This window comes from Afipia felis ATCC 53690, from assembly GCF_000314735.2.
Lineage (GTDB): Bacteria > Pseudomonadota > Alphaproteobacteria > Rhizobiales > Xanthobacteraceae > Afipia > Afipia felis.
The window spans coordinates 1-17419 of record NZ_KB375270.1 but is presented as its reverse complement, the minus strand read 5'-3'; the positions used below and the strand labels follow the sequence as shown (position 1 = coordinate 17419).

Genomic DNA, 17419 nt, shown 5'->3' with positions numbered 1-17419 from the left:
TCAATCCTTGAACACCACCGTCTTGCGGCCGTTGAGGATGACGCGGTCCTCGAGATGATAGCGCAAGCCGCGCGCCAGCACCTGCCGCTCGATGTCCGCGCCCTTGCGGACGAGAATTTCGGGCGGGTCGCGGTGGCTGATGCGTTCGACATCCTGCTCGATGATCGGACCTTCGTCGAGATCGCCGGTGACGTAATGCGCGGTCGCACCGATCAGTTTGACGCCGCGCGCATGCGCCTGATGGTAAGGCTTCGCGCCCTTGAAGCCCGGCAGGAAGGAGTGATGGATGTTAATGCAGCGGCCCGAGAGCTTCGCGGCGAGATCGTCGGACAGCACCTGCATGTAGCGCGCCAGCACGACGAGATCGGTCTTCGTCTCCTGCACCAGATTCCAGATCTGCGCTTCCTGCTCCGCCTTGGTGTCGCGGGTGACCGGCAGATAGTGGAACGGGATGTCGCCGAACTCGATGCCGTCATAGGTCTCGCGCGGATGATTGGAGACGATCGCGGTCGGCACCATCGGCAGGTCGGTGTAGCGCCAGCGATAGAGCAGATCGGCGAGACAGTGCGTCGATTTCGACACCATCAGCATGACGCGATGGCGCTCGGTTGAACTGCGTAACTGCCAGGTCATGCCGAAGGGCACGGCGATGGCGCCGAAACCGCCGCGCAGGGTAGCGAGGTCGGAGGAGCCGTCCACCGTGTTGAACGTCACCCGCATGAAGAACTTGCCGGTTTCGGTGTCGTCGAACTGCTGGGCGTCGAGAATGTTCTGTCCGCTGGCGAACAGGAAGGTGGAGACGGCGGAGACGATGCCGGGGCGGTTGTCGCAGGACAGGGTCAGGACGAATTGCTGGGCAAGCATGGGATCTGATCTTTGGTGGGCAGAAGGGATGAAAACGGCCCTGCTCTAGCACCCGCCTCCCCTTGCGCCAATCCTGTCCACGCCGACATGATGAAATGATATGAATCCACCCGACCCCTGCGAGGTATCATGGCCGGCAAATTAAGCGGATACCGCATCCTCATTCTGGAAACCCGGGAGGAAGCGCAGTTTTCCCGCCTGCTGCAGGAGCAGGGAGCGGACGTGATCCAGTGCCCGATGTTCACCATCGAAGACACCCCCGATCATGACGGAGTCGGCGCCTGGATCGGGAACGCCATCCATGAGCCGCTCGACGATCTCGTGCTGATGACCGGCGAAGGCGTGCGGCGGCTGGTCGCCGCAGCGGGCCGGATGGGGCTCGAAAATGAATTCATTGCGGCGCTCGGCCGCCCGCGCAAATACGCGCGCGGGCCGAAGCCGGTGAACGCGCTGCGCAAACTCGGCCTGACCGCCGAAACCGTGGTCGAGCCACCCACCACAGAGGGCATCATCGCCACGGTGTCCCGCACCGATCTGAAGGGCCACCGTGTCGGCCTGCAGCTTTATCCGGAGAAGGATCACAGCGCCCTGCTTGACGCCGTGCGCGCGGCAGGCGCGACGCCTGTCCCCGTCGAGCCCTATGTCTACGATACGAAAGCTGCGCACGCGAACATTGCCGCCGCCATTGCCGAGGTCGCCGCGGGGCGCGTCGACGCCATCGCGCTCACCAGCTCCGGCCAGGTGCGGCGACTGGTCGAGGCCGCCCGTGCGGAGGGCAGCGAGGAGCAGTTGCGGCTCGGGTTCGCGCTGACACCGGTCGCCTCGATCGGCCCGGTCGTCTCCAATGAGTTGAAAACCTACGGCCTGCAGACCGACATCTCTCCCGCCGGGGACGCTTTTTTCATGAAGCCGCTGATTCAGGCCATCACCGCCCGACTCACGCAGACGCCGCCGCGCACCGCGACGCTCCCGCGCTGAGGGCCCTGTAAAGAGGCTTGCGACCACGGGCCTGTGGATGACGCCCCGAATCCACAATTGCCGGCGGACAGCTCCAGAACGATTTGGCAACCTGCGCGTTGAGGTGCACGCAGCCAGGGACCCAGATACGGAGCCGCATCATGACCTCCGCTCAGACCGCCGCCGAAGTTGGCACAGAGACCGCCACGCCGGCCGCTTCATTCGACGAGCAGTTGCGGCAGGCCCGCGCGCTGGTCGGTGAAGGACGCAGGCTTCTGCATATGGCGAACCGCAATTTGCGCACCGGCACCATTCTGGTCCGCCGCAGCCACCAGCGCCTCACCGACACCGAAGCCTATTTCCGCCGGACCGTGACGCGCTGAAGCAACGAGCTTCTCTACCCGCTATTGCGCAGGCCCGCCGAGATGCCGTTGATCGTGATCTGAATGCCGCGCAGCACCTGCGGGTCTTCATTCTTCGAACGGTAGGCCTTGAGAAACTCGACCTGCACGTGGTTGAGCGGATCGAGATAAGGGAAGCGGTGACGGATCGAGCGTTCGAGCAGTTCGTTGTGTCCGAGCAGCCGGTCCTGATCCATGATCTTCAACAGCCAGTCGATCGAGCCCTGCCATTCGGCGCGGATGCGCTGGAAGATGGTGTCGCGCAGCGTCTTGTCCGGCACCAGTTCGGCATAGCGCGAGGCGACCGCGATGCTGCTCTTGGACAGCACCATGTCCATGTTCGACAGCAGCATGCGGAAGAACGGCCACTCGCGATAGAGTTCGCGCAGGAAATCGAGACCCTTGTCCGGATTCTTGCGCAGCCATTCGTTGACCGCGCTGCCGAAGCCATACCAGCCCGGCAACATCAGACGGCACTGGGCCCATGAGAACACCCACGGGATCGCACGCAGGTTCTCGATCCGCCGCGCCTTGCTGCGCGAAGCCGGACGGCTGCCGATGTTGAGCGTCGAGATTTCGTTGATGACGGTCGAGGCCCAGAAATATTCCTCGAAGCCTTCGGTCTCGTAGACGAGGCCGCGATAGGATGCGAAAGCGAGCGCCGACAACTCCTCCATCGCCGCGAGATATTCCTGACGCGGCGCCGAGTGCTGCGGCTGCAGCAGGCTCGCCTCCAGCGTCGCGGCCGCGAGGATTTCCAGATTCTGCCGGCCAACTTCCGGATTGGTGTATTTCGACGAAATGATTTCGCCCTGCTCGGTGATGCGGATCTGTCCGTTCACCGCCCCGCCCGGCTGCGCCAGCACGGCCTCGTAGCTCGGGCCGCCGCCGCGACCGACCGAACCGCCGCGGCCGTGGAACAGCCGCAGCCGCACGTTATGCTTCGCGAACACCTCAACGAGGCTGATTTCGGCCTTGTACAATTCCCAGCCGGACGTGATGAAGCCGCCGTCCTTGTTGCTGTCGGAATAGCCGAGCATGACTTCCTGCAGCCCGCCTCGACTGTCGACCAGATGGCGATATTCCGGCAGCGACAGCGCGCGATCCATGATGCCGGCGCAGTTGCGCAGATCCTCGATTGTCTCGAACAGCGGCACCAGATTGATCCGGCTCGCGCCGTTCGGATCGATCAGCCCGACCTCCTTGAGCAGCACGGCGATCTCGAGAAGATCGGAAACGCCCTCCGACATCGATACGATGCTCTGCGGAATACACTGCCGCCCGAACCGCGCATGGGCCTCGGCGGCGGTGCGCAGCACAGCGAGTTCGCTCGTCGTCTCCTCGCCATAGTTGGCGAACGGCGAGATCAAAGGCCGCGCGGTGTGCAGTTCGCGCACCAGCAGGGCGCAGCGCTCGTCTTCCGGCAGATCGAGATAATTCGTGCCCGGCGCGACCGCCTCGAACAATTCCGCGATGGTGCGCTCATGCACGGCCGAATTCTGCCGCAGGTCGAGACTGGCGAGATGGAAGCCGAAACAATCCACCGCGCGCCGCAGCCGCCGCAGCCGCCCGCGCGCAATCACGCCGGAGCCGTGCCCGATCAGCGAACGGTTGATGATATCGAGATCCTCGCGAAACGCCTCGACGCTTTCATAAGGCGCAGCCTCGCCTCCCGGCCGCCCGACAGCACGGACACCGAATGTTTTCGCCGTCGCCTTGAGCCGCGAATAGACCCCGTTGACCGCGCGGCGATAAGGCTCGCGATCGCGATGCGCGGAGACAGGCGGAGAGCGTCCGTTCAGCGCCAGCAGTTCTTCCGAGGCGTGGACGATATCCCGGGCGAGCGAGAGTTCGCCGTAGAGCTTCTGCAGTTCATCGAGATAGAAATTCAGGGCACGTTCGCATTGCATCTGCAGCGTGCCACGCAGCACGTCTGCGGTGACGAACGGATTGCCGTCGCGGTCGCCGCCGATCCAGCTTCCCATTTTCAGGAATGATGCCAGTTCCTTGCCGTCCGCGTCGGCGCCGAGCCGATCTTCCAGAAGGTTCAGCAGCCGCGGCAATTGCTTGAGAAAAGTATAATCGTAGAACGACAGACCGTTCTGCACCTCGTCGAGCACGGTCAGCTTGCTCCGGCGCAGCAGGTTAGTCTGCCACAGCGTCAGCACGCAGCGACGCAACTGCTCATCGTTATCCGCGAGTTCTTCCGCCGTCATCTGCGTGCGGTCGCGGCTGTCGAGCAGCGCCGCGATATCCATTTCGCGATCGATGGTGCTCTTGCGGCGTACTTCGGTCGGATGCGCGGTCAGTACCGGACTCACCAGCGCGTCGTCGAAGAAACCGCGGAGCTGTTGCGCAGAGAAGCCTGCGTCACGAGCACGCTCCACCGTTCCGGCCAGCGTGGTCGCTGCGGTCGCCAATCCCGCCCCACTCTGGTTGCGGGTCTGGCGGATGTGATTCTGATCTTCGGCGATATTGGCGAGGTGGGAAAAATAGCTGAACGCGCGCACGATGCGTACCGTCTCGGCGATGGAGCGGCCGTTCAGCATCGCCTCCAGCTCGTGCCGCGCGCCTTCGTCTTCGTCACGGTGAAAGCGGATCGACGCCTGACGAATGCTTTCGACCAGGTCGAAAACATCGTCACCCTCCTGATCGCGGACGGTATCGCCCAGAATTCGCCCGAGCAGCCGGATTTCCGCGCGCAACTGCGCATCTGCCTGCGACGACGGTGCGTCGTCCCGGCTTGGGGAGTCAGGAGACGGAGATTTTCGCTCGATAGCCGAAACGTCGGACGCCATTGATGGATGCGCTTTCAAAAATTGCCTTCAACTTTCGTCGCAATTTTTGCAGAGCAGCGCAAGATAGTTTCACCTTTTGAAAAAGATGAACCCACAGGGCGCCTCGTCAAGGCGCGCGCATTAACCTTTGCGCGTCACCTTCTCGGCGGCCTTTTTCGTGGTGGTGGGTTGCGTGACGCTGACCGGATCGGAGGCGGGAAACGTATCCTGCAGCCCCTCGTCGAGCTCCTTCTTCACGCGACGATCTTTCTCCGCGGCCTTGTGCGGACTTTCCGCGTGTTTGTCGTGCGGTGCCGGATCGAATTTGTCGTCCATCAACCTCTCCCTTCGCGCGTAACCGCTTCGTGTGTCGTAAGGGCAATGCGTAATGACAGAGGAATGTTCCGCACGGAACCTGCGCCGCGTCCGGCTGTTGGCGCTCCGAAACGGGAGCGAAAACATCATGGACGAAAAGCGTTTGGAAGGTGCGGCCAATTCGGTCGCGGGCAAGGCTGAGGCTGCTTATGGACGCCTGACCGGCGATACCGCCGCGCAGGCCAAGGGACACGCGCGCGATGCCGCCGGTACCGTGCAGCGAATCTACGGACAGGCGAAGGACGCGGCGGAAAATCTCGGAGATGCCGCGTCCGACCTCGCTTCGCAGGCGGTCGAAACCGGCGGGCAGTATTACCGGCAGGGCAACCGGGCCGTCGCCTCCGTCATGAGAGAACGACCACTTGGCGCACTGCTCGCGGCAGGCGCCATCGGGTTCGGGCTCGCGCTGCTGCTCAATCGCCCGGCCCCGCGCCGCCGGTTACGCTGGGGCGACCTCCGGGATCTGCGGGACTGGCGCGAGTTGCGATAGGAACCTCGGAGCACGACAGGTTCGGATCAACATGTGATCCCCCTATATTCCTCTTTCCGAAATGAACCGGAAGTGACCGCATTGCAGCGGTCATTTCAGTTTCCCATGCCGTTTTCATTGCTGTAGAGAACGCGAAATCCCTGGCACGGCGCCGGCGGCAACCGCGTTGAAGTATGACGGCCCCCACCTCAAAACTTTATCTGGAAGCACCGCGCCGTCTGCGCGCCCTCGTCCGCGCGCGGGAATCGAGCCTGATCGTTCTTGCCGCGATCGTCGGCGCTCTCGGCGGGCTTTTCGTCGTGCTGATGAGCCGCGCTGTCGGCCTGCTGCACGAGGTTCTCTTCAATCTCCCCCACGGCGCGCGGCTGTCGTCGCAATCGGTGCTGGAGCCGTGGCGCGCGGTTCTCATGCCAACGCTGGGCGGCCTTCTGTTCGGCCTGTCGCTGCTCCTTCTCAACCGCTGGCGGCCCGGCCGGGAAGTCGACCCCATCGAGGCCAACGCCCTGCACGGCGGTCAGATGTCGTTCCGCGGCAGCATCATCGTGGCGCTGCAGACGATCTGGTCGAGCGGCGTCGGTGCATCCGTCGGCACCGAAGCGGGCTACACCCAGATTTCCAGCGGCGCAGCTTCCGTGCTCGGACAGGCGTTTCACCTGCGTCGCTCCGATCAGCGCATCCTTCTGGGTTGCGGTTGTGCCGCCGCCATCGCAGGCGCTTTCGGCGCGCCACTGGCTGGTGCGTTCTATGCCTTCGAGCTCATCGTCAGCGGCTATACGCCCGCGAGCCTTGCCCCGATCGGCGTCGCCTCGGTCATCGGCTACGCCGTGGCCCATCAGCTCGCGCCGACCATCCCCGGCATCGTCCTCAGCCAGGTCGGCGAGGTGACAAGCAAGGATATCGCAATCGCGGTGGTCATCGGCTTTCTCTGCGCGCTGGCTGGCATCGCCGTGATGCGCGCGGTCGCGCTGTGGGATGTCCTCATGGCCCGCTCGCGGCTGTGGGTGCCGCTGCGTCTCACCATCGGCGGCCTGCTGGTAGGCTTGTTCGCGCTGCAGACCCCACAAATCATGTCCTCCGGCCATGGCGCGCTGCATACGACGAACGTGGTGACGCTGCCGATCCTGACCGTTGCGCTCCTGTTCGCGTTGAAAATCCTGGCCTCGGTGATCTCGCTCGGCTCAGGCTTTCGCGGCGGCCTGTTCTTCTCCTCGCTGCTCAGCGGCGCGCTCGGCGGCCACCTGTTCGCAGTCGCTGCGAACACGCTGGTGCCGGGACTGCATCTCGACATCAGCGTCTATGCCGTCATCGGCATGAGCGCGTTGTCGGCCTCCGTGGTGGGGGGACCGCTCACCATGACCTTCATCGCGCTCGAGACCACCGGCGACCTGTGGGTGACGACGGCGGTGCTGATCGCCGTCATCGTCTCGACCCAGATGACACGCGAACTGTTCGGCTACTCCTTCGCGACCTGGCGCTTCCATCTGCGCGGAGAAACCATCCGCAGCGCCGCCGACATCGGATGGATTCGCGATCTCACCGTGGGCAGGATGATGCGTGGCGACATCACCACCGTGCCTGTGGATATGCCGATCGAGACCTTCCGGCACGATTACCCGCTTGGCTCGAAAACACAGGTGATCGCGGTGGATTCCGAGCAGAAATTTGCGGGCATCGTCTTCGTCGCCGATGCATATGCATCGCTCGACACCCCGGCAGATACGGTCGGCGACATCATTCGCTATCCCGACGCCTGCCTGTTGCCCGAGATGAACGTGCAGGATGCGGTGGCGGCATTCGACCGCGCCGAAGCGGAATCGCTCGCGGTGATCGACACGGCCGATACGCGCCGGGTCATCGGCATCCTGACCGAAGCGCATGCGCTGCGCCGCTACGCCGAGGAAACCGATCGCCATCGCCGCCTTTCGATTGGCGAGGCATAAAAAAAATCCGCGCGACTGGCGCCGCGCGGATTGTCGCGATTGAACCGATAAGTCTTTTACTGGGCAGGCGTGGCCGATGCCGAATGCTGCGGGGTGGCCGCAACCTTCGGAGCCGCACGGTGGCCGCTGCGCAGCGCCGCCAGAATCTGGGCCATCGTCTTGGCTTCGAGACGCGGCGACTTGTCCATGTTGAAGTGGTTGATGTTCGGATCGGCGCTCAGATTGACGTTGGTGATTGCCGCGCGCGAGCCCGGACCACGCACCGCGATGCCGCCGACGACGCCGTAATAGTTCACCACACGGGCGACATTGGCCGGAATCACCTGATTGCCGGGCGGGCCGTAATTGACGATCAGCGCCACCTTGGCGCCCTGCTGCTGCATGATCTCCGCCATCTGGGTCGAAGCCGCGCCGCCGAGCGAGTGGCCGACGATGACGATCGGACCCTTGCCTGCCTTGTAGAGCCGCGCCGCTTCGATCGCGAGACCGGCCGCCTCGCTGTGGTTGGCGACCGTCACCGGAATGTGGCGACGGTTCAGCTCGGCCGCGTAATTATCGAGGCCGGTCGAGAACACGTTCGCAAGGCCCTTGAGCAAATAGACATGGCCCGGAGCCGCCTGTGCGCCTGCGGGTGCGAAAATCAATCCGACTGCAAAAACAATCGCCAACCAAAACGTGCGCATCATCCACCGTTATGAAAAGGGTTGCTCCCGGCGGCACTTAAATGAGCCGTCAGACGGAAATCAAGCCAACCCCGGGGGTTTCACCGTGCTATCGCCGTTATCGCCATGCGTGTTGCAAAATTCGCTCACTCGGGAACCGAATCTGCCGGGTTTTGCGACGATCCGGTAACGCCCCGCGGGTGGCTTTCAGCGCCGGAGTATGGGATAGAGCCCCGTTTCTTTTGGCATCTTTTGGACAGAACGGGACCACCGTGCTTCTGCTGGCGAGCAAGATCATCTGGGCAATCGGCGTGATCGGATGGTTCATCATCCGCCTGCCGCATGACCGCCGCTCGAAACGCACGCCGAAGGCCCGCCAGGCGTCCGGGCTGCGTGAAAAACTGCTCCTTAGCTCCTCGACTACCGGGCTCGGCATCCTGCCCGCGCTCTACGTGTTCGGCCATGCCTTTCCCTTCGCCGATTACCCGCTGCATCCGGCGCAGGTCGTGATCGGCGGCATCATTTTCGTGGTGGCGCTGTGGATGTTCCGCCGCACCCACAAGGATCTGGGGCGCAACTGGTCAGTCACGCTCGAAGTGCGCGAGCAGCACCGCCTCGTGACCGAGGGTGTCTACAACCGTGTCCGCCATCCGATGTACGCGGCCTTCTGGCTGTGGGCGCTGGCGCAGGCGTTCCTGCTGCCGAACTGGATCGCGGGTCCAGCAGGCCTTATCGGCTTCGGCATCCTGTTCTTCATGCGCGTCGGGCGCGAGGAGCAGATGATGATCGACACGTTCGGTGACGAATACCGCGCCTACATGCGGCGCACCGCGCGCGTATTGCCTGGGATTTATTGAGCGGCAGGCGTAATCGCCAACCTTTCTGGGTTCTGCAGCGTCTCGCGCACAGCGCCGAGAAAACGTCCGATCTGATAGGCATCCGCCAGCCTGTGATCGGCGCGCATGAACAGCGGCATCACCTTGACCTCCGCCGGCGCACCATCACGCATCACCAGCTTGGTTTCTGCCGGACCCAATGTCAGGTTGATGGAGTCACTGCCGTCGGCGAAGCGGCTCGGCTTGTAGCTGCGCAGGGGCGGCATGCCCGCATGCGAGAGATCGTTCACCATCGCGCTGCCACCACGCAATTCATCGAGACGGCTCACCGCAGGAAGATGGAAGTGACGGTCGAGAAAACCGTAGACACGCATCATCTGACGAAACCAGAACGCAGGCACCTTGCGCATCCGCGCGAGATCGCGGTCGCGCCCGCCATTGCCGCGCGCAGCCTCCAGGAGTCGCCGCCAGACCTCAGTGGCGATGTCCTCGATGCTTTTCTTGTCCGGAGACGTCACCAGCAGCAAGTCGATTTCGTTGTTCTTGCGATGGAAGAACCCCATGCGGATGCTGATGTCGCGAAAACGACGAACGCTGCGTCCGACCACGCGGGTGTTCATGTCAGGGTATTGCGCGAGTGCAAGGCCGGTAGCGCGGATCAATGCATGCGCGGTGGTGAGAATGGTGCCGCCCGCGCGATTCTTCTGCTGCAGAAACGCAAGCAGCGCGTCGGCCTCGAATTCGGTCCCCATCACGATCACAGGATCGACGTGGCTCGATTTCGGCGCGTGCAGATAATAGCGATTGTAGAGCGGGATGTCCGCGTTCGACAGCGGGCGGCTGACGAGAGGCCATTTCATCGCTGTGCGATCCTCACGCCTGCGCCGCCGCGCTCTGGCTCATCACCAGATCGACGATCGCGGCGGGCGAACGGAAATGCGCGGGCCCGACATGCTCGCCGCCGAGCTTGATGCCGTACTTCTCCTCGATCTGAAAGATCACGTCGATCAGGAGCAGCGAATCCAGAAGTCCCTCTTCGAGCAGATCGGTATCGAGCGCGAGGCCGGGATAGTTAGGGCAGCGCGACGCCACGAACTTCAAAATATCGGCCTCGACCTGTGTCCGCTCCGGTACCATCTTCGCTCGATCTCCAATTCAACATCTTCGGCTGCGGCGTCCCGCAGGCCATCCTCATAGCCTTATTTCAAGGAAAAGTACCGCCCCTCAACCGACTGGCAGCCGCTTGCTCAATGCAGCCCTATCCACCTTGTAGCCGGATGTCAGGGGAAGCTCCTCCAGAATCTCGACATACACAGGGATTTTATAGGACGGCAGATCGCGCTGGCAGGCCGCGCGCAGGCCCGCGGCATCGACCGCCGCGCCCCCCTGAGGCGCAACGAACAGGGCGAAGCGGGTCTCGCCCGCATGCTGTATCGGCACCGCTACCGCACGGATGCCCGGAAAGGCCGCCTCCACAACGCTTTCGATTTCGACGGGATGGACACGATAGCCCTGCACCTTGACGAGCAGGTTCGCCCGGCCCTCGATATAGAAATAGCCGTCCGCGTCGGCGCGGGCGAGATCTCCGGTGCGCAGCCAGCCATCGCTGAGCGCTTCATGGGTCGCAACCTCATCACACCAGTAACCGAGCATGACGTTCGGCCCGCGCGCGCACAGCATCCCGGCTTCACCCTGAGGTAAGGACCGGTTGGATTCATCCAGAACGGCAAGTTCGACGCCTGACAGCGCCTTGCCAATCGAGCCTTCGCGAACCGTAAGCTGATCCGGCGGCAGCACCGCAAGCCGCGCGCTCGCTTCCGACTGGCCGTACATCACGTAGAAGTCGGCAGGCGCAATCAGCTCCGCCATCTGCACCGAGAGATCGTGGCGCAATCCGCCACCCGCCACCGACATATAACGAAGATGCGGCATCTGCTGTTCGTCGAGCCGGCCGTATTTCATCAGCATGCCGTAGACTTCAGGCACCGCCGAAAAGCTCGTGGCGTTGAACTTGGCGATGGCCTGCGGAATCGTCGCCGGAAACATCAGCGCGCCGGCGAATATCATGGTCGCGCCCGCCAGTATGTGCGTCTGCAGGATCGAATTGCCGAACGCATGGCAGAACGGCAGCAGCACCAGCGCACGCTCATCTCCCGTGATCGGCAGGTCGTGCAGGATCGATTGCGCGTTGGACAGAATATTGCCGTGGCTCAGCATCACGCCCTTGGGCAAACCTGTCGAGCCCGATGTGAACAACAACATCGCCAGATCGTCGCGTCCGCGTTGCGGCGTGGGGCGCGCAATGTCGCCGAGATGTTCCGCGATCAGCGTCACCGTCGCAGCCGCCTCGCCCGCGAGATTTTTCGGCGCAATCAGGATGTCAGGGCTACACGCGTCTTCGATTTGCTTCAGTCGCATCGGCTCGAGCGCAACCGGCAACGGCACCACGACGCCGTCCGCGAGCAGCGTGCCATAATAGGCCGCGACATACTCCGGCGAATTGGAGAGCTTCAGTGCAACGCGCGCGCCCGGCGCAAAAGCGGGACGGCTGCACAAATAGCGGCGCACGCTCTCGGCGGCGCGCAATAGCCAGCCGTAGGTGAAGGTGCCCTTCTCCGTCTCGATGGCCGGATGATCGCCACGCACCCGCGCGATATCGAAGAATGCGAGACCGAGATTGGCGACGTTGTCGAGCGATGGCAGCCCCTCGGCCGCAGCAGTGCGCGCGGGCGTCTCGTCATCGCCGAATTGCAGGATAATGGTGTCCATCACGTCTCACGCCGGGAACGGCGCAATCCTTGCCACATCACAGCGCCGCACGATAGATACCAAGCGCATCCGCCTGCGTCAGTTCGCGCGGATTGTTGATGAGCAGCCGGGTCTGCTTCATCGCATCCTCGGCCAGCGCGTCGAGATCTGCCTCTGCAATCCCGACATCGCGCAACCGCGTCGGCAAGCCCAGTTCGAACGGTAATTGCGCGAGCCACTTCACCATCTCCGCCACGCGCGATGCCACATCATTCCCTCCGCCCGGCACAAGAATGTCGGCGATCTCGGCATAATGCGCCTCGGCCGCCGGTGCATTGAATTGCAGCACCTGCGGCAGCACCAGCGAATTAGACAGGCCGTGCGCGACATGAAAGCGCGCGCCGACCGGATAGGCCAGCGCATGAACGGCAGCAACCGGCGCATTGGCGAACGCCATGCCCGCGAGCATCGAGCCGAACAGCATGTTGTGCCGCGCTTCGAGATTGGCGCCGTCACGGCAGACGGTGCGAATGTTGCCGCCGAGCAGCCGCAACGCCTCCCGCGCGAGAACGTCCGACATCGGGTTCTTCAGCCGCTTGCTGGTGTAAGCCTCGATGGCGTGAACCATTGCGTCGATGCCGGTCGCTGCTGTGACATGCGCGGGCAAACCAAGTGTCAGTTCGGCATCGAGCACGGCCCAGTCCGGCAACAGCACGGGAGAGACGACGCCCTTCTTCTCGTTCTCGCCGGTGGTGACGATCGAGATCGGCGTCACCTCCGATCCGGTGCCTGCCGTCGTCGGCGCCAGAACGAGCGGCAGGCGCCGTCCCTTCACCATGCCGACGCCGTAGATATCCGCGAGCTTCTCGTCGCTGAGCGCCAAGAGCGCGACCAGCTTGGCGACATCCATCGAACTGCCGCCACCGATGGCGACAATCCCATCGGCCTTCGCCGAGCGCGCCATCGCAACGGCGCGCTCGATGACATGCACCGGCGGATCAGCTTCGACTTCGGAAAAAACCGCGACGGCAATGCCCGCCTGCGCCAGCCCCTTCAATCCGGCCTGCAGCAAGCCTGCGGCCATGACACCCGGATCGGTAACGAGCAGCACCGAACTGCAGCCGAGCGCCTTTGCGAGTTCGCCGATGCGTGCCGACGCGCCCGGCTCCATCAGCAGCGATTTTGTCGATTGAAACGTAAAGCCCGGCATGGCGGCACCCCGCTCGGTTTGGCCACGATTGTTCAGGCGTCGTACCGGGCGGTCAAGACGACTTCATTCCAATCGTTCGACCTTGCGCAGGGTGGGAAACAGCCGCATCCACGTCAGCGCGATCAGGATCGTGGCAATGCCGCCGAGCAGCGCCGCAGGGACAGCGCCGAGCCAGGCCGCGACCACGCCGCTCTCGAATTCGCCGAGCTGGTTCGAGGCGTTGACGAACAGATAGTTCACCGCACCCACGCGTCCGCGCATGTCGTCGGGCGTCGACAGCTGCACCAGCGAAAAGCGGATCACCACGCTGACGGTATCGACCGCCCCCATCGCCGCGAGCGCGAGCAGCGACAGCCAGATTTTTGTCGACAGCGCGAAGACGATGGTCGCCACCCCGAACGCGATCACGGCCTGAAACATCCGCAGGCCGACACGCCGGTTGATCGACAGATGCGCAAGCACGACCGTCATCGCAAGCGCACCGACCGCAGGCCCTGCCCGCAACAGGCCGAGGCCCCATGGCCCGGTCTGCAAGATGTCCCGCGCATAGATCGGCAGCAGCGCCGTCGCGCCGCCGAACAGCACCGCGAACAGATCGAGCGAAATCACACCGAGGATAGTCGGGTTGTCACGCACGAACCGCACCCCACCGAACAGTGCGCTCAGGGTCGGCATCTCCTTCGGTTGCGCGGGCCGCTCGAAGTGAATGAAGCGCGTCAGGATCGAGGCGAGGAACCATAACACGGTCATCAGCGCGTACGGCACGCCGGGCGAGATCGCATAAACGAAGCCGCCGAGTGCCGGGCCGACAATGGTCGCCATCTGGTTGCCGCCGGTCGACAACGCGGTCGCCTGCTGCAGGCGCCCCGGCGGCGCGACCGCCGGCAGGATCGCCGCCGTCGCCGGGCTTTCGAACGCAGTCGCTGTACCGAGCACCGCAAGGGCTGCGAAAATCCACGGCACGGTGAGAATGCCTAGGAAATTTCCGAGCGCCAGCGCCACCGCCGTCAGGCCTTCCACGCTCTGGCAGGCCTGCAGCACACGGCGACGGTCGTAACGATCCGCGACGTGACCCGCCACGAACACCAGGATCGCCGTGGGCAGAAACTGCGTGAGGCCGGCGAGACCGAGATACAGCGCGCTACCGGTCAGATCGTAGATCTGCCAGCCGATCGCGACCGTCGAAATCTGGCTTGCGAAACGGGAAAAGCTGCGCGTGACGAAGAAAAACTGAAATGGTCGATGACGCAAAATATCGCGCGGGGAATCGAATTCCATTTCAGTCGCTATACCTTTGGAAGGCGCCCGTGATTATCGGCCGCTGCAATATATCGTAGTGCATCGCGCGGAACGGCACGCTTTGGCAAGACCCCGCGTCGCATGCGAGGCCTGCTACGTACCGGAAAGAGATCACAAGAAGGAGATCAGGTATCGAGGCGAGCGACGACGACGAGCCGCTTCACGTGCTGCTTCTTATACGCCTGCAGGAAGGCGTTGTAGTTCTTGAACGACACGCAGCCGTTGGAGTCGCCGTTCGGTCCGAGCATGTAAGTGTGCGCGAGCAGACCGGTGCGTCCGTAGACGTTGCTGTCCACCGGGGTCAGGCGGATCGCCTCGACGCCATGGAACAGTGCTTCGCGCAGCTTCAGTTCATAGGTCGCGGGCGGCGTTGCGCCACGCATCCGCTCATTCACGTAGCGCGGATCGTCGAGCCGGCTGCCGAGGCCGGAATGCGCCTCGAGCTTGGTGCCATCCGGCATGTAAACGGTGCGGGCCGAGATGTCGTAGACGGCGGTATAGGGGTCGTAACGGCCGCCGATACGGCTGGTGCCGTTGCTGAAGATGCCCCCATCCGGCGAGGCATAGGCCAGCGTCGTGTTGGCGGGGCGCAGCTTGCCGAACAGTCTCTCGAAGATCGAAGGCTGCTTGGCCGGCTCGGCAAGCGCGACGTCCCTGTTCTCCTGGGTTGCATCCTGGCGCGAAGGGGCGTTCTTCGCGCTATCGATAGAAGGACGCGGCAGCGGCATCGGCACGGCTTCCGCGACCTCCTGCGCCACATCGTCAGGCGGCGTCACAGGACGAGTCGTCGCGACATCGACCTTGGCCTGCTCCGGTGCGGGCGCGGGTGCAACCGCCGCCCAGCGATCCTCGAAGGCTATTCCGGCCCAGCGCTCCTCGAATGCATAAGGCCGGTTAAAGGACGTCGCAGGTCCAAGCGAGGACGTGGTGTCGAGCAACGCAGCGAATTGTTTTGGATCGGCGCTCGGGGCGGGAACGGTGGTCGCGATATCGAACTGCGGGAGCGATTGGGCGGGAATGGCGGCCTTGCCGAGGCTCGCGTTCAGAATCCAGAGGCAGGACAGTCCGCCACCCGCCAGCAGGATGCCGCCAACGAAGGTCTGCCGGATGGCTTTGCGCGAGCGCGCTTCGCGCTCAGCCGCGCGCGCATCAACCGGCCTGCGTGGGCGTGATTTCATCTGCCTCGTGGTATGCACTACGTCCCCCGGGCCCCCATCGTGCATGCGGTGCACACATGCCGATAGGCCATTCAAATGCGGATTTGTCATGACGGCAACCCTGAATCTGCAGGGATTCCCACATGACGTCGCGATGGCCCATTAATGCGGGTTTTAGTTAAATGCGAATTAAGTGCCGCGGCTGATCGGACGGAACTTACTTCACATCTTTTCCGCATCAGATCCGGCAGCAAAAAGACTTGTCCTCCGGACGAGCCGCCTCATCATAACTAATTGATTATATTTATTATTTTCTGAGCGATGACGGCGAACTTCCGGGTCTCCTCCTGCATCCGCTCGATGCGGGCGACCTGCTCTTGCTGGCCCATCGTCATGGCTTCCGTTATTGGGGTTTCCCTCTCTGACGATGCCCTCGCTCACTTCGAGCTTTATCATGGCGCTGTAGGATGCCGTGAGGGCATTGAGATGATCCTTTTGGTCAGGTAGAATAATGCCGCCGCTCGGGCTGGGCGGACTATCTGGGCTGGAATTATGTTTTCTGCTTTGTTCGGAGCACTTTTGGCTCCTGCCATTTTTCGGCAGGAGGTCGAAGATGACGTTCTTGATACTTATTTTTCGAATCAAAAACCGGGTTACTTCATCGAAGTTGGCGCGTTCGATCCTGAGTTGCTGTCGCAATCGAAGCGGCTAGAGGACAATGGCTGGTCTGGCCTCATGATCGAGGCTTGTGAAGAGCACGCTATCCGGTGTCGCAAGAATAGAACGTCAAAAGTCATTCAGGTCGCCTGCGGCTCCCCTGCGCAGCACGGCACGACCATGAAGCTAGCGAAACTCGGCGGTCTCAGCACCGTCCGAGCGGATCGGTTCGAGAACGACCGGCGCTACGATGAATACGAGATTGTAAGCGTCGTAACGTTGGATTCAATTTTGGAGGCGCAGCAGCCGACCTCTATTGATTTTATATCAATCGATGTCGAAGGCGCAGAAATGGACGTTCTCGCCGGTTTCGATATCAGCAGATGGAAACCGCCCCTTGTCTTGATCGAGGACCACATCGAAAACGATAGCATTCATCGTTTCATGAAAGCGCACGGGTATAAACGCGTTCGCAGAACCGGTGATAACAGCTGGTATGTTCCGAGTCCGGACAGTTTCAACGTGAGTCTTTTCGGGCGCTGGCAGCTATTGCGGAAATACTACCTCGGAAGACCATTGCGGATTGTTCGCACTCGTCGTTGGAGAAATAGCCTGCGCCGGAAATGACATTATTCCGGCGCTAGCACCACATCGGGATCAGCGCCGACCAACCGGACGAACACCACGGACTCCGGGTCGCTCGCATTGATAGCGGGCTGATCAGGAGCGTACCAACGTTCGCGAAGCCGAAGATTTTCTGGTTGGCCGAAAGCTTCGGCCGCCGCCGCAAGCTGCTGATCGGTGACACGGACAAAGACCCGCCGGGGAAACCTGAGCGGGTCTTTTTCGCGAACAAAAACATCACAGGATCATCAAAGGATGCCAACCCGGTCTAAGGATCGGCCACCGGCATCTTTTTAAGTTATTGATAACCTTCGGTGTTTTTGGTGGGCGATGTAGGGCTCGAACCTACGACCCGCTGATTAAGAGTTATCGGCCTCTCAAGGTAATTCAGTGGGTTAGCGGTCGCACAACCGACGCCGACC

At 62.6% G+C, this 17419-nt stretch carries 17 protein-coding genes; 7 read left to right on the top strand and 10 right to left on the bottom strand.

The annotated features are described in order from the left end of the window. Window positions 1-864 carry a formyltetrahydrofolate deformylase gene (purU, locus tag HMPREF9697_RS00080; RefSeq protein ID WP_002715092.1) on the bottom strand — a complete coding sequence of 288 codons (864 nt, stop codon included), beginning with the start codon at window positions 862-864 and terminating at the stop codon, window positions 1-3. Window positions 865-993: 129 nt separating this feature from the next. Between purU and HMPREF9697_RS00075 the strand changes: the two genes are divergently transcribed. Both HMPREF9697_RS00075 and HMPREF9697_RS00070 read left to right on the top strand, forming a co-directional pair. After that, window positions 994-1842 (top strand): uroporphyrinogen-III synthase, encoded by an 849-nt coding sequence (locus tag HMPREF9697_RS00075; protein WP_002715091.1) that lies wholly within the window; start codon window positions 994-996, stop codon window positions 1840-1842. 140 nt (window positions 1843-1982) lie between these two features. Continuing rightward, window positions 1983-2204: a hypothetical protein gene (locus HMPREF9697_RS00070; protein ID WP_002715090.1), complete on the top strand. Its 222-nt coding sequence runs from the start codon at window positions 1983-1985 to the stop codon at window positions 2202-2204. A 14-nt stretch (window positions 2205-2218) separates the two neighbouring features. On the opposite strand, the gene ppc is transcribed toward HMPREF9697_RS00070, so the two are convergent. Continuing rightward, window positions 2219-5020: a phosphoenolpyruvate carboxylase gene (ppc, locus tag HMPREF9697_RS00065; protein ID WP_002715089.1), complete on the bottom strand. Its 2802-nt coding sequence runs from the start codon at window positions 5018-5020 to the stop codon at window positions 2219-2221. 120 nt (window positions 5021-5140) lie between these two features. Then, complete coding sequence (locus tag HMPREF9697_RS00060; protein ID WP_002715088.1) at window positions 5141-5335, bottom strand: hypothetical protein; 195 nt, start codon at window positions 5333-5335, stop codon at window positions 5141-5143. A gap of 127 nt (window positions 5336-5462) precedes the next feature. On the opposite strand from HMPREF9697_RS00060, the gene HMPREF9697_RS00055 reads away from it, so the two are divergent. Together HMPREF9697_RS00055 and HMPREF9697_RS00050 are read left to right on the top strand one after the other, a co-directional pair. Further along, the gene (locus HMPREF9697_RS00055; protein WP_002715087.1) at window positions 5463-5864 is read left to right on the top strand and encodes a CsbD family protein; all 402 of its coding nucleotides are present in this window, start codon (window positions 5463-5465) and stop codon (window positions 5862-5864) included. Between the two features lie 173 nt (window positions 5865-6037). After that, the gene (locus HMPREF9697_RS00050) at window positions 6038-7804 is read left to right on the top strand and encodes a chloride channel protein (RefSeq protein WP_002715086.1); all 1767 of its coding nucleotides are present in this window, start codon (window positions 6038-6040) and stop codon (window positions 7802-7804) included. A 56-nt stretch (window positions 7805-7860) separates the two neighbouring features. Here HMPREF9697_RS00050 and HMPREF9697_RS00045 read toward each other — a convergent pair whose 3' ends face one another. After that, window positions 7861-8487 (bottom strand): PGAP1-like alpha/beta domain-containing protein, encoded by a 627-nt coding sequence (locus tag HMPREF9697_RS00045; RefSeq protein ID WP_002715085.1) that lies wholly within the window; start codon window positions 8485-8487, stop codon window positions 7861-7863. 251 nt (window positions 8488-8738) lie between these two features. Between HMPREF9697_RS00045 and HMPREF9697_RS00040 the strand changes: the two genes are divergently transcribed. Next, window positions 8739-9323 (top strand): protein-S-isoprenylcysteine O-methyltransferase, encoded by a 585-nt coding sequence (locus HMPREF9697_RS00040; protein ID WP_002715084.1) that lies wholly within the window; start codon window positions 8739-8741, stop codon window positions 9321-9323. Here the strand turns inward: HMPREF9697_RS00040 and HMPREF9697_RS00035 are convergent. The 6 genes from HMPREF9697_RS00035 to HMPREF9697_RS00010 all read right to left on the bottom strand — a co-directional run bounded on the left by HMPREF9697_RS00035 (window position 9317) and on the right by HMPREF9697_RS00010 (window position 15737). Further along, window positions 9317-10162 carry a 2-oxo acid dehydrogenase subunit E2 gene (locus HMPREF9697_RS00035; RefSeq protein ID WP_002715083.1) on the bottom strand — a complete coding sequence of 282 codons (846 nt, stop codon included), beginning with the start codon at window positions 10160-10162 and terminating at the stop codon, window positions 9317-9319. The two genes, HMPREF9697_RS00040 and HMPREF9697_RS00035, sit on opposite strands and share 7 nt — an antisense overlap. Window positions 10163-10175: 13 nt before the next feature. Further along, window positions 10176-10439: an acyl carrier protein gene (locus HMPREF9697_RS00030; RefSeq protein WP_002715082.1), complete on the bottom strand. Its 264-nt coding sequence runs from the start codon at window positions 10437-10439 to the stop codon at window positions 10176-10178. An 87-nt stretch (window positions 10440-10526) separates the two neighbouring features. Continuing rightward, window positions 10527-12071 carry a class I adenylate-forming enzyme family protein gene (locus HMPREF9697_RS00025; protein ID WP_002715081.1) on the bottom strand — a complete coding sequence of 515 codons (1545 nt, stop codon included), beginning with the start codon at window positions 12069-12071 and terminating at the stop codon, window positions 10527-10529. A gap of 37 nt (window positions 12072-12108) precedes the next feature. Next, on the bottom strand, window positions 12109-13260 hold the full coding sequence (locus HMPREF9697_RS00020; RefSeq protein WP_002715080.1) for an iron-containing alcohol dehydrogenase: 1152 nt from the start codon (window positions 13258-13260) through the stop codon (window positions 12109-12111). Window positions 13261-13323: 63 nt separating this feature from the next. Further along, entirely contained in the window at window positions 13324-14538 is a 1215-nt protein-coding gene (locus HMPREF9697_RS00015; protein WP_002715079.1) for an MFS transporter, read from the bottom strand. 146 nt (window positions 14539-14684) lie between these two features. Beyond that, on the bottom strand, window positions 14685-15737 hold the full coding sequence (locus HMPREF9697_RS00010; protein ID WP_040307747.1) for a DUF2778 domain-containing protein: 1053 nt from the start codon (window positions 15735-15737) through the stop codon (window positions 14685-14687). Between the two features lie 531 nt (window positions 15738-16268). Between HMPREF9697_RS00010 and HMPREF9697_RS00005 the strand changes: the two genes are divergently transcribed. Beyond that, window positions 16269-17000, top strand: coding sequence for an FkbM family methyltransferase (locus HMPREF9697_RS00005; protein ID WP_051053892.1), 732 nt, complete (start codon window positions 16269-16271; stop codon window positions 16998-17000). Between the two features lie 134 nt (window positions 17001-17134). Further along, on the top strand, window positions 17135-17269 hold the full coding sequence (locus tag HMPREF9697_RS21610; protein ID WP_283804936.1) for a hypothetical protein: 135 nt from the start codon (window positions 17135-17137) through the stop codon (window positions 17267-17269). Window positions 17270-17419 lie beyond the last annotated feature (150 nt).